The sequence below is a fragment of the Bacillus sp. bc15 genome (genome assembly GCF_900142585.1).
Taxonomy (GTDB): Bacteria; Bacillota; Bacilli; order Bacillales; family Bacillaceae_G; genus Bacillus_A; species Bacillus_A cereus.
Genome location: NZ_FRBJ01000001.1, coordinates 909,108 through 921,931, shown reverse-complemented (window position 1 = coordinate 921,931; position 12,824 = coordinate 909,108). Strand labels below are relative to the sequence as shown.

Below are 12,824 nucleotides of genomic sequence, written 5' to 3'. Positions count from 1 at the left end.
GCTCACCACCCTTAAAATTCCGCTCTTCTTTTTTGGTCACGATCTTGAAGCTTTGTAGTATATGCGTAACTTCCGTTTGCTAGTTCTTTTCCATCTAAAACGTTTGTCATATTTACCGTTAAATTCAGTTCTTGTTCTCTACCTGATCTATCCGAGAACATAGTTTTTCCTGTAGGTGCGTTGTTATAAGGTGATTGCGGTTGCGTATACCCATTAAAATCACCCAATGCATTATGCGGGATACTATAATGCGAAGTTTGGAATCCAAAATCAAAAACAGATGGCATATTCCCCATCTGTTTCTTAACCGTTCCAACTACATTTTTTGCTGCATCCACAACAAATCGTTTCCCTTTATCCATACCAACTCCAACACCTTCCGGAACTGCGCTACCGACTGGTATCATCACTTTAGATGGACTGTTAATTTCTAACGCTCCAGAAATTGTCTTTTTAATCTCTCCAGCAATGCTTTTCGCCTTACTATATAAACCGCCTGTCGCATCATCCAACCCTTTTTCAAGTCCTTCTATAATGGATTTACCGATGGAACGTAGATTTATAGTGCTAAAGAATTTTTCAACTGTATTCCATTTATCTTCAATATCATTCTTTATTTCCTTCATTTTATCGACGACAGCTTTTTTCTTTTCTTCAAATTTCCTTGAAACTGTATTTTTTATTTCTTCTACTTTATTGCTGGCTGCATTTTTCATCTCGTCATATTTATTGGAAACATCCGAACCCATTTCTTTCATTTTTCTAACAACATCATCTTTCATAACTTCAAACTTAGATTTTACTTGTCCAGTTTCCCAATCTACTTGATTTGCATGTTCCCCAGCTTGGGATTTTGCTTCACTCACAATTTCCTTATGCTTATCTCTTGCCGTGGAAACTGTGCTATCATACTGACGTTTTGCCTCTGCAATGATTGCATTCGCTTCATCAGCAGTAATTGTTTTATTTTCATCACGCTGACGAATTGCCTCTGCAATTTTTTCATCGCGTGTCTTTTTCGCATCTTCAATAACTTTATCTCTTGCTTTGGCACTATTCTCTACAACTTCCGCTGCCTGTCTCGCTGAAATCTCACTAGCCTGTACGCGCATATTTTCAAGAATAACTTTTTGCTCCATTTGATTTTTAGACATGTGTTCAACAGCAACTCTGTCCATTTCATCTTGTAAAGCTTGCAAGGAGATGCGTTCAGATGTTGTTAACTCTCTGTTTTCTCTAGCTGCGGTTTGAAGAATTTCTTTGATTTTATTTTCTTTTTCTTGAGTCTTTAATTTTTCTTGTTCGTAATGCTGATTAAGTTGCTCGATGCGCTTATTTTCTTCTGCTGCTGTTAAAACATATGAATCAGCGAAAAACTTTTTAAGGCCTTCAATCTCTTTTTGTTGTCTTGCATTTGTTTTTTCTATAATTGTATTAGCCAACTTGTCATACTGTCCGATTAGCTTTTGTGATTGTTCTTCAGTTATCACTTCATGGTTCAATCTAATTTCAGTTAACTTTTGTCTAATGCCATCAGACAACTTGAAATACTCACCAAGGACTTTCTTTGTGGATGAGCTTACTTTCCCCTCTGTATTCGTAGCAAAACGATCTACGGAAGCAATACTGTCCTCTGTTGCTTTTTGATATGCTTTATATGCGACAACTCCAGTTCCAATGAGAGCGGCTGCAATTAAGCCCACTGGACCAAATAATAAACCTATTGCACTTCCTAAGAATCCAACCGCAGCACTAGCAAGACCCGCAGCACCACCAACAATCCCTAATGATGTTGCTAATGCTCCAATCCCTGACATAACCATTCCAACCGCTGCTAGAACTACTCCAATAACTGTTGCAATAGCCGTTAAAGCGAGAACAATTCCGCCTGTAATTGCAATAGCCTTTTGTACTGGCCCTGGTAATGAGTTAAATCCATCCACAAGTTTCTGCAATCCAGCAACAAAAGCACTAACCACAGGGGCAAGCGCGTCACCAATTGTTTTTTTCATTGTGGAAAATGCCGAGTCTAATAATGTAATTCGTCCTTGTAGAGTATCAATTTTAGTTGCTGCGACATCAGCTGCTGTGACTTTCGACATGGAATCCCACATCTCATTAACACCTTTGGCTCCTTCCTTAAATAGAATAGTTGCACCACGTACGGCATCCGAACCAAATAGTGTCTCTAACGCCATACTACGTTGCTGATCCGTTAGGTCTTTCATAGATTCATGGAGAGTCCCAGATATATTTTCAAGGCTTTGAATATGCCCTTGTTGATCATAAAATTTGGATGATAAGAACGCTGAACTTGTAGCCAGTTCACGGAATGCGGTATCACACTTATCATTCCATTTTGTTACACCTTCCGTTTTCATTACATATTTCTCTAAAGCGACTTCTATATCTCCTACATTTCTAGAAGCTGGCTGAATACCATTTTTAACTAAGAAATCAAATCCAGCTTGTGCATTATAAGTAATAAGGCCTAAATCTTTCATTTTGTTATATGCTTCTTTTGTTGAGGGATTTAACCTCATTAACATTGTTTTTAACGATGTACCTGCATCAGAACCTTTTAAACCATTTTGAGCAAATACTGCTAAAGTTGTAGCTGTATCTTTAAATGTCATCCCGGCTCCTGCTGCTACTGCTGATGATGCCGATAAACCATATTTTAGCTCACGTACATCTGTAGCTGATGCATTTGCTGCACCTGATAATATGTTGGCTGCATCTGCTACTGAAAGATGATCAGCTTTAAAGGCATTTAAGGCTGTGGATGCAATTTCGGCCGCCTCGCCTAATTCTAGCTCTCCTGCTGTCGCTAAGTTAAGAGCACCTTCTAAACCACCATTTATAATATCTGTTAAACTAACTCCTGCCTTTATTAATTCTTCAATACCTTGCCCTGCTTGAACACTGGAGTATTTTGTTGTTTCGCCCATATTAACAGCCAATTCACTTAGCTTTTTCATTTCTTCTCCAGTAGAACCGGATACCGCTTTAATGTTCGCCATTTGTTGTTCAAAATTCATTGATTCAGTAACCGCAGATTTCAAACCACGCCCTATCGCATAAGTCATACCACCAAACACCATACCGATTTGCATTCCTGCATTTTGCAAATGGTTACCTAATGTCTCCATTCGATTACCGAAATTCAATAAACGATTGCCTTGCTGCTCTAATTCACGATTTGACTGCTGTAACCCAGTTTCAAATCGATTAAGTTCAGCTGTAGCGCGATGAATTTGTTCAGCATAATGTTGTGCCGATTGACTCGCTTCGCCTTCTTCTGTTTTTGCACGATTATATGCTTGTTGAAGTTCCCTAACCTTTTCTTTCTGCTTATCCACCATACGAGTGAGAACATCAATTTTTGCCCGTGTTTGCTCTGTTGCATTAGAAAAACCACCCATGCCTGTTGTAATAGACTGAAATTCAGCCTGTAAGGATTTCAAAGAATTATTTAACTTATCCATCCCTTTTTGTTCAGCTTGACGGTTTACTTGTTTTAATTCATTTTCGAATCTATTTAAATCAGCGACCGCCTTATTAACCTGTGAAGCATATCGCTGGGTTGCTGCATCATTTTCACCCAACTTAGCCTTATTTTGATCATAGGCTTGGCGTAATGCTCTAACTTTTTCTTTTTGTGCTTCAATCAATCTATTAAGTGCATCCGTTTTGGCTCGTGTTTGCTCACTAGCGTTCGCAAAACCACCCATACCAGTACTGATTGATTTCAATTCATTCTGTAAAGTCCTTACGGCACGTCCTGAATTCGCAATACCTTGACGAAAATTCACATTATCAAGGGAAAGCCTAACTACTAGATTATTCATTTCATTCGCCAATGTCTCACCCCCTTGCTAGATAATGTTTTCCGCTGGAACTTCAATTTCATTTGAATTTTGATTTGTACTATTTGAATTACTTTGATCACGATGCTTGCGATTCAACCTTAAATAATGCCAAATATCCATTTCGTTATCGATGTGATGGTGTTTATATCCTTGACGTAATAAAGAGAGGTAGAGCTCGTCCATAAACTCACTGAACGTCAGCCCTCCCCCCTCTACGAGTTTGGGTTTTCTGCTTCTCCAGTTCCAGGTGTACCACCAGCTGCATCTACAGTTTCGTTGACAATTGCATTAATTACATCTGAAGTTGTTGATAAGAATTTACGGGCATCCACACCATCCCAATATTGATCCAAGGTGAATTGTTCATCATAAACATTTACCACAAATTTAACCATTTTATCCATATCCTCTGGTCCAGGATTATTTGGAATATCAGCAAGCTCAGGGGCTTGACGGATTAGGCGAGCTGGAATGAACTCCGGTAAATTAAAAGTTTTATTTTCCCTATTGATTCGTAAAGTTAATTTCATAGTTTATTCCTCCTTAGTTAATAAAAAAAGAGAGAGCTTTTGCTCCCTCCTACTTTCCTGCTGGTGATGTTGCTGTTTTTTCGTATACCTTTTTGAACCAGTTATCTCCAACAGATTTTGTAAATGTAGGTTCATCTTCATCCGCTGTAAACTTCGATCTGTTATCAAAATCACGTTCAATGAAAGAACCTTTAAGTTTCGTAGTTTGGAAGTTCGGTTTATCCTTTTTAGTTTCAGCTTCTTCCTCTTCTTGTGAAAGCTTCCCTTTTAGCAACCAAACGTATCGATATTTACCATTTGCCTTCAAAAAGCGCCATCCGATTGCTACATACGGTTTTTCGCCCTCACGTTTTTCATCTAATACACCGTCTGTAACTTCTGGATACCCTTCAATATCAGCTTTTGTGGATAATGGAAGACCTCGAACCTCAATTTCAACTTCAACTTCACCATCAGACTCAGCGATTTCTGACTTTTTATTATCACTCCACATAATTTCAGAAGACACCTTTTTAGAAGTTTTAACTTTTACAGCACCTTCTAACTTCTTAACGGTTGCATAATCCACTCCAGTTGCATCGTCTTTCACCGATTTCGCATAAACAAGACTATCTACACCGACAGTCGAACTAATTTTAATAACTTCTCCAGCCATCTATAACTCCACTCCTTTCGCGAATCGCATCGCGTAATGAAAAATTTGTGTATCATCTTCATATAAATCAGCAACCGCATAACGTGAGAAACCAATACTTTTCATGATTTCATTCACTTTTTGATGGATCACTGTTGTACTACTCTTTGACCAAATGTCGATTTGAAATGTGATTTCACTTTCGCTTTCATCATTATCTGCAAATCCATCTGGCCTATTATCTAATTCAAAAAATGTAATACGTGGAAACTCTTCGGCATTTTTGGCTTTACGATAATAAACACGTTTTCCACCTAATAAAGAAACAAGCCCCTGATTATTTTCAAGAGCTTGCACAATTTCGGGGCGTAAATTCATCATATATTCAACCTCATTTCATTCTTCAAAATATCTGTCATAGCACGAATTGCTGCTTCTTTTGAAGAATTAAAACCTGGTTCTATAAATGGTTGAGCTGGCATTTTAGATGTTCCCCATTCTAAGAACTTCCCATAAAAGAATGGAGAGCGATCTGCTTTATCTATCCCGATTTTAATAGTTTTTATGCCGCCTTCCATTTTAGCTTTTGTAACTCGTATATTATCAGCCAAATGTTGTCCTGTACGCCATGGTTCACTTTTTGTTGCTCTTTTAGGGCTATCACTTCTTGGGGCTATTTCAGAAATAGCTTTTCGAATAGGCTCACCACCCGCGGCAAGAGCTTTATCTTCAATCTTTTCCCCGCGTAGACCCATTTGCTCTAATTCAGATATCAAGCGATCAAAGCCTAAAAACTCAACACCATCAGCCATTCATTCCACCACGCTTCCACATGATTGATAAGGTGTGTTTTTCAGTTGGAATAACTGAAATAATGTCATACATTACGTTCTTATACTTAATCTTCATATCAGCATTTACATCAACGCGATATCGGATTTCCGTTTCACCTTGGATTTCGCTATTAGCTGCGGCTGCTTCAAAGTATTTTCTTCCTTTTAAAAAAATAAAAGAACCCCATACAGTAAAAGAATCTTTATAACTTTCTATTGGATCACCGTCTGGGCTCTTTGCTTCATCGTCTTTCACTTGAAATGTAAGACGTTTATCTAATTTACCCGGATTCACTTGAATCACCACCACAATATTGCAACTGAACTAATATTGATTGCAAACTAAATGCCAATTGTTCAGCTTTTCCAACCGCTTCACGGTTTTCATGCCAATGAGCAATTAAAATACGAGCTGCTAATTTAGCAAGCTCGCTTTTTAAATCTACATTTTTACTTGTGGCATTTTTAATATATATTTCAGCTGCTATTACGAAAGATGTAATGAGGTCGTCCTCCTCATCACCATCCACACGAAGATACTTTTTTGCTTCCTCTAATGTTAGTACCAAGAAGGACACCCCCTACCTTATTAAGCTCCTGTTTTAGGTACAACTGTAATTTGTCCATACACAACCGCTTCTGTATCCCACAATGTCACGTCTTCACGTTCAATTGCTCGGAATTCTGTTGTATTGCCTCTCCAAGCACTTCCACCCTCTTTCGTCATATCAAGGGATAACTGCTGTCTATCCCATAACACAACCGCTTCTTTCAAATCCCCAACAATAAATGGTGCTTTACCATCTTTATCTGTAGCAATTGTCTTATTAGATAAAACAATAACTGGCTTTCCTGACAGTAACTTACGAGTTGGATTTGTTGGATCTGGTTGAAGAAGTGGACGACCATCCTTATCCTCTAATTGATCTAAGTAATTGAACCCATCTTGGTTTGTAATAATGTTTGCTACAGCTGAGAAAGCTGGATCTAATGTGACATTTAATGCAGTTTTAATGCCTTTATAATCCTTTAAATCAACTTTTGTTAATTTGTTGATTTCTTGTAAAATTAAATAATTACGAGTTGCAATAGATTTCTTCGCAATCCACTGACGTAAATAAGCTTCTAGCGCTTGATCCGTATCATTTAATAAATCATTTGGTACAGGTAGGAATCCTGCATAATCCTCAATAACATACGGCAAACGATCAAATTGTGGTGAAGCAATTTCTTGCATCGCATTTGGATTTCCATACTCAGATAATGGCGCAAAAGGTGTAGATGCCGCACGCTTTTCTAATGTACGGGCCCCCTTGTTTGTTGAAACAGGTTGTACATTTACATATTGTTCTAAATTATCAACCGTCTGTTTTAATTGGTTAATAGTTGTAGTAATATCTTCTGGAACAATATAACCGCCATCTTTTCCTGTATTCTCAGATAGTGCTGCTTTGTATTCCTGCATAACGCTTGCTTCTTCATGGCTTAAACTTTGACCACGTATTGCTTTCATAAATACTTCTTTATACGATGTATCTTCATTTTGGATTGATGCTGGAGGTAACGCTCCTGTTTGTGAGTTTACAGGTTCAGGAACTTGAATTTGTTTCATTGCTAGATAGTTATCTAGTTCGTTTTTCGCGTTTTTCGCTTCCTCGATTGTCGCCTTTGCATCTTCATATTTACCGCTGTTATTAAATTCCTCAGCTTTCGCTTTTAAATCAGCTACTCTTTGACGTAATTCTTGTTCATGTTTATCCATTCATTATTTCCTCCTTGTTTTGGCACGAAAAATAGACCTATAGTTCTAACAGGTCTAGTGCGTTTTGTATTTTTAATTGTTCATTAAGGTCATTCTTAGGAAGGGAAGGCGATTTTGCTACTACTTTACTAGGTGTTTTCTGATATTTATCAAAGTAATCACTACCACAAGCTGCGACTTCTTTTGCTTCCACAACTTCAATATTGAAATATTTTTCAGCTTCTTCACCACTTAACCAGGTCTCAGCATCTACTAATTGTTGAATTTCTTCAATTTCAATGCCTTCTTTTAAGTTTTCCTTATATACATTCATAATCCCAGACTCGATGTTATCCAAGTCTTCTGCTGCTTTTCGGAAATCAATTGCATTTCCAGCTGCATATGTCCAAGGCTTATGAATCATTAAGAAAGCATTAGAAGGGACAACAACACGATCACCAGCCAAGGCGATTATGGAAGCGATAGAAGCTGCAACACCATCAACATAAACAGTTTTTTGAGCCTTATTCCGCTTTAACATGTTATAAATGGCTAGACCAGCAAATACAGAGCCACCGCCACTATTTACATAGATATTAAGGTTACTTTTATCATCCAATTGCCCCAAAATATTTTTCACATCATCAGGCATAATGTCAGAATCATCCCATTTCCAACCTGTATTATTTATGATGTCACCATAGATAAATAGGTCTGCTGACGATTCTGTTTGATTTTTAATAGTGAATACGTCTTTAATTGTCCTCACCTCCTTTCAGCGACAAACCTCCACTAGCTTTTGCTAATTGATATTCATCCGCAATCTCAATGGATACATGATTTAGATCGACACGATGTTTATCACCATATTCTCCAATTCCATCTATATCTTCAAGCTCTAATACTTTATTAATTGAGAAAGCACCAGCATCTAACATAATCTTGTAAAATTCCGCTCTAGATTTAGAATCGGCGCGAAGTAAACTTGTTAGATTAAATTTCAAATAATAACGCTTTTGTTCATTAAATGAAAATGTTTTATAAGAAAATTCTTCTTCATACTGGATAAGAATTGGACTCAATGTATTTTGGATAAAATCCAATGCCTGTTGCTCAATGTTTGAGAATGTAGCTCGATCTAACTCATTAATCATGTGTAATGGAATATTAAAAATGTTTGCAATCTCAGCCTTATCGAACTTCATACCTTCAATAAATTGAGCATCCTTTAATGGCATCCCGACTTTCTCAAATTCTAAACCAGCATCCAAAATTGCTATCCTTTGAGCATTATTCAAACCTGTATTTGCTTCTTCCCAAGCATCACGAAGTACATCTTTTGCTTCTTTTCCAAGGGCTTGTTGAGTTTTCAATATCCCACTATGTGCTGCACCATTTGTAAAGAATTTACCTTTAAATTTTTGTGCCGCTTGTGAACTACCTATAGACTCTCTTGCGATCTGAATCGGTGGTTTACCCTTCAGTCCATCAGTAGACAACGTAGTAAGATGAATAATGTCATCATCAGTTATTTTAATAGGTGTACCATCTGGTAAACTCGTAAAATACCATAATTTATTTGTCTTCAGGTCCACGATTGGAGTTGTTACAGCCGGATTTAGTGCCCATAATTCTTTCGGTCTACCATCCGCACCCCAATGAATATTGATGTAAGCATTTCCCCATGTGTTTCGGTGCGTTTCGATTAAATGCTTGAATTTAAATGGGCTTTGATAAGGGTTCGGTCTTCTTTCCAAAACAAATGACACTTGATGCATCTTATCTCGTTCTCTTCCTTTTGATGTCTTTCTAAAAACTTGAAAAGGAAGCATTGCAACACTGTTTGCAAGGATATTAATACAGCGATAAACTGTCGGGACACCTAAAGAGGACTCAACTGTTACCTTTTCACCGCTTGCTGCTTGATATCCAAATAAACTTTTAAACCAAGGAGAAGGATTTTTTAAATCTGTCGTATCCTGATTTCTAAATAAATGCCGAAAAATCAAAAGTTTCACCTCCTTTCTATCTTCTTATCATTACCACCCCCAGCATTGTGAGAATAATCCCTAATAGATACCATCCATAAATCGGATTAACAAAAAAAGTCGTCCCTACAATAATGGACAACCCCGAAATCAATAGAATATCTTCTAAAATACTTATAAAAAATAATAAGAATCGCATGTGATTCCTCCTAGAATGAGAAATCTTGACTTAAAATATAAGAGTTTAAGTCCATCTCACCAGAATTAAGCATGCATCGAACATGCGAGTTAATTACAGCCGCTATCGGATCAATTCTTTCTGTTGTTTTCGACTTGTCCAACATGATATTTTCGTTAGCATCCTGTTTTGTTATAGCATTACTAGTTGCCCAGTTCAGTACAGGGTTGTTGTTATGGATGACCTTCTTTTGATACACTTGTTCACGAAAATCCTTTGTAGGACCTGATAAAGTTGCCATACCTTGGCGTATTTCTATCATGGTATACCCTTCCGCCTCCATGTCTTGCATAAATTGCGTTGCATTCCATGGATCAGCACATATTTCTTTAATTTTAAATTTATGATCTTTTTCCATATTTCTAATATGTGCTTTAATATATTCATAATCAACTACTGCACCAGGTGTTGTTGTGATCCATTTTTGTTGTACCCACAGATCATAAGGGACTTTATCCGTTTGTCTCTTTTCAGCTAACGTATCTTCTGGCATAAAGCTATGACTAATTACGATATACTTATCATCCTTTTTAAACTCAAATGAAATACTTGTTAAGTCAATTTTTGCTGATAAATCGACACCTACTGTGCATTCCAACCCTTTTAATTCGGATAATTCCACCGTTTCCTTGCAATCTTTCCATTTTTGCATATCCATGTAGCCATTTTCTTTCATATCCACCCATCTATTCATGTTTTTCGTGAGATAATTACGCATTTTCTCAGGTACATCAAGAGCTGATTGAAGTTCTCCTTTTAAAAAAGAACGCCCTTCTTCATAACTACATAGGATTGGATTTGCTTTCTCCCACACTTCTGAATTCGTAATCTCATCATCTTTATCTAACTCATTAACCATGACAAAGTATTCTTCGTTTTCAATATCAATATTAGAGTCCAAAATCTTAGAAACATATTGATACTCTACACGATAGCAAGGATGACTCAAATTGAAACCAGCTGTTGTTATAATCATCATGAGTGGATTCGGACGAGCACCCGAACCTGACACCAGAACATCATAAATTTCAGAAGTAGGATGCGCATGATACTCATCAATAATTCCGCACTGAACATTCAGCCCATCACCAGATTTCCCAGCGTCTTTTGATAGTGCTGAAATAAAAGAATCCGTTTTAAGGTGTTCAATTTTTCCATACGCAATATTGAACTTTCCTTTTAAATCCTCACATCCATTCATTTGTGCTTTAATTTCATTCCAGACAATTTTACTTTGTTCTGTTTTCGTAGCACCAATGTAGACTTCTGACATATTTTCGCCAAATGCCATTGCTTCATAAGAACCTACACACGCTAAAGATTGAGACTTTGCGTTTTTACGTCCAACTTGCCAATACGCCTTTTTAAATCGCCTTAATCCTGTATTACGATGAACCCATCCGTAAATATTGCTAGATACGAAAATTTGTATGGAATGTGGTTCAATTCTCTGACCTGCTAATTTTCCTTTTGTATGTTTAAAAAGAGACATCCACTTTAAGAAACGAAGTGCTTTTTCTTCCTTAAAAACATATGGAAAATCTTCAGAACCTTCACGTTCAATATCTTTTAAAAATCGTTTACAAGCTTGTTTATGCTTCTGACAAGCCACAACTTCACCATTTAATACATCATCACAGTAGTCCAACATCCATTGTCTGATCATGTTATACGTCAAACTCCTTCTCTACATTTGTTTTCGGACCTTGTTTACTATTTGGAATGACAATTTTCGCTCTTGCACTTGGTGTAAGACCAAACTCAACAGCCAAAGCCTTCATTTGTTCATGCAACTGCTTCTTCTTTGTAAGTAGTGGATGTGGAACTTTATTGGTTTCAGCTGCCTTATTGGTATATTCAACAAGAAGTCCTTCTTCTCGGATAATTTTGGTGCATTCAACATAGTCAGAATAAGCATCACAATACGTTGCTAATGCATTCACATCTATGTTTGTGATAACGTCTAGCTCCAGTAATTCACCAGCAATTCTCCTAAACTCTTTCTTTGCAACTGAATCTAACCACGTTGGTGGCTTTACCTTGTCTTTTTTTGCTTGTAACTGTTTTTCAGCTTTTAATCGTTGTTCAATTTCATCTTTTGTCAATCGATTTGTATTACCTTCTAATAAATGCAAATGAATCGGCTTCGCTTTCCTTCCTATGCGAACCACCTCCCTCAGCTGAACCCCCTTTTATGGAATAAAACGAACTTTTTACACGGAAAGCTAGGCGGCGGTCTACGGAGAGCCGTCCTTTATTTTTTCAGGGTGGGGGCTGTTTATGAATTTTTTCTTTCAAATTATTTTCGGTATTTCTTCTCATCTTCTTTTGTTTTCTTGTTATGGCAAGCGTGACAAAGTGTTTGTAAATTAGCTGGATCTAACCGCCTTAGCCAGTCCACAAGCAACGGAATGATATGATCGACTACATCACCTATCTTAATAATGCCATTCATTCTACATTGAACACATAAACCATGATCTCTACGATAAACAAACTCACGCATAACTCTCCATGGTTTGGAGTTATAGAATGAACGTGAGCTTTTGTTTCGAAAATGTTTGTCGTAATATCTTACAGTTTCTTTTTCCTTTTCAATATGTTTAGCACAATACTTATCCCGTGTTAGTTCATTGCACCCTAAAGACTTACACGGCTTGAATGGTTTACTTGGCACCTTCCATCCTCTTCCTCAACCGTTTCATTTCATCTTCAATAGCCAGATTCTTTTTATTAATCCGATCGTGACACTTTGCAATGTCCGCTTGGTGCTTACGAACCTTATCGTTTACATACGCAGCTACATGTTCCTTGTCACAATGAGGACATGTGAAGTAACACTTCTCAATATGATTAGGAAGCTGTGCTACTTGTGGTTGCATATCGTAATCTTTATTGCAGCTAGAACAGTAGACCTGCATCTATCCTCACTCCTTTAGAAAGAATATTCCAATTATATATTTACCAAATAAATACAAGTTGTTATAA

Annotated in this window: 15 protein-coding genes; all 15 read right to left on the bottom strand. The window is 37.2% G+C overall.

Annotation, left to right across the window (positions count from 1 at the left end):
• Positions 1-11: 11 nt before the first annotated feature.
• Positions 12-3,863, bottom strand: coding sequence for a phage tail tape measure protein (locus BUA87_RS04560; protein WP_072938543.1), 3,852 nt, complete (start codon positions 3,861-3,863; stop codon positions 12-14).
• A 15-nt stretch (positions 3,864-3,878) separates the two neighbouring features.
• Positions 3,879-4,055, bottom strand: a complete 177-nt coding sequence (locus tag BUA87_RS31195; protein ID WP_000344056.1) for a hypothetical protein — start codon at positions 4,053-4,055, stop codon at positions 3,879-3,881.
• Positions 4,056-4,084: 29 nt separating this feature from the next.
• A complete protein-coding gene (locus tag BUA87_RS04555) occupies positions 4,085-4,402 on the bottom strand; it encodes a phage tail assembly chaperone G (RefSeq protein WP_000779162.1) in 318 nt (105 codons plus the stop codon).
• A 49-nt stretch (positions 4,403-4,451) separates the two neighbouring features.
• On the bottom strand, positions 4,452-5,057 hold the full coding sequence (locus BUA87_RS04550) for a major tail protein (protein ID WP_000896776.1): 606 nt from the start codon (positions 5,055-5,057) through the stop codon (positions 4,452-4,454).
• Positions 5,058-5,417, bottom strand: coding sequence for a tail completion protein gp17 (locus BUA87_RS04545; protein WP_000981497.1), 360 nt, complete (start codon positions 5,415-5,417; stop codon positions 5,058-5,060).
• Entirely contained in the window at positions 5,414-5,848 is a 435-nt protein-coding gene (locus BUA87_RS04540; RefSeq protein ID WP_060851857.1) for an HK97-gp10 family putative phage morphogenesis protein, read from the bottom strand. The genes BUA87_RS04545 and BUA87_RS04540 overlap by 4 nt, the downstream gene beginning before the upstream one ends.
• A complete protein-coding gene (locus BUA87_RS04535; protein WP_001068025.1) occupies positions 5,841-6,164 on the bottom strand; it encodes a phage head closure protein in 324 nt (107 codons plus the stop codon). Before BUA87_RS04535 ends, BUA87_RS04540 begins: the two co-directional genes overlap by 8 nt.
• Positions 6,151-6,438 (bottom strand): head-tail connector protein, encoded by a 288-nt coding sequence (locus BUA87_RS04530; protein ID WP_000244589.1) that lies wholly within the window; start codon positions 6,436-6,438, stop codon positions 6,151-6,153. Before BUA87_RS04530 ends, BUA87_RS04535 begins: the two co-directional genes overlap by 14 nt.
• Positions 6,439-6,458: 20 nt before the next feature.
• Complete coding sequence (locus BUA87_RS04525; RefSeq protein ID WP_000357562.1) at positions 6,459-7,631, bottom strand: phage major capsid protein; 1,173 nt, start codon at positions 7,629-7,631, stop codon at positions 6,459-6,461.
• Positions 7,632-7,668: 37 nt separating this feature from the next.
• Entirely contained in the window at positions 7,669-8,379 is a 711-nt protein-coding gene (locus BUA87_RS04520; protein WP_072938540.1) for a head maturation protease, ClpP-related, read from the bottom strand.
• The gene (locus BUA87_RS04515) at positions 8,366-9,619 is read right to left on the bottom strand and encodes a phage portal protein (RefSeq protein ID WP_072938537.1); all 1,254 of its coding nucleotides are present in this window, start codon (positions 9,617-9,619) and stop codon (positions 8,366-8,368) included. Before BUA87_RS04515 ends, BUA87_RS04520 begins: the two co-directional genes overlap by 14 nt.
• A gap of 188 nt (positions 9,620-9,807) precedes the next feature.
• The gene (locus BUA87_RS04510; protein WP_072938534.1) at positions 9,808-11,502 is read right to left on the bottom strand and encodes a terminase large subunit; all 1,695 of its coding nucleotides are present in this window, start codon (positions 11,500-11,502) and stop codon (positions 9,808-9,810) included.
• Between the two features lies 1 nt (position 11,503).
• Positions 11,504-12,007: a phage terminase small subunit P27 family gene (locus BUA87_RS04505; RefSeq protein WP_000251640.1), complete on the bottom strand. Its 504-nt coding sequence runs from the start codon at positions 12,005-12,007 to the stop codon at positions 11,504-11,506.
• 128 nt (positions 12,008-12,135) lie between these two features.
• Positions 12,136-12,513, bottom strand: a complete 378-nt coding sequence (locus tag BUA87_RS04500; RefSeq protein WP_048567682.1) for an HNH endonuclease — start codon at positions 12,511-12,513, stop codon at positions 12,136-12,138.
• Positions 12,503-12,757, bottom strand: a complete 255-nt coding sequence (locus tag BUA87_RS04495) for a hypothetical protein (RefSeq protein ID WP_048567683.1) — start codon at positions 12,755-12,757, stop codon at positions 12,503-12,505. Before BUA87_RS04495 ends, BUA87_RS04500 begins: the two co-directional genes overlap by 11 nt.
• Positions 12,758-12,824: the final 67 nt, after the last annotated feature.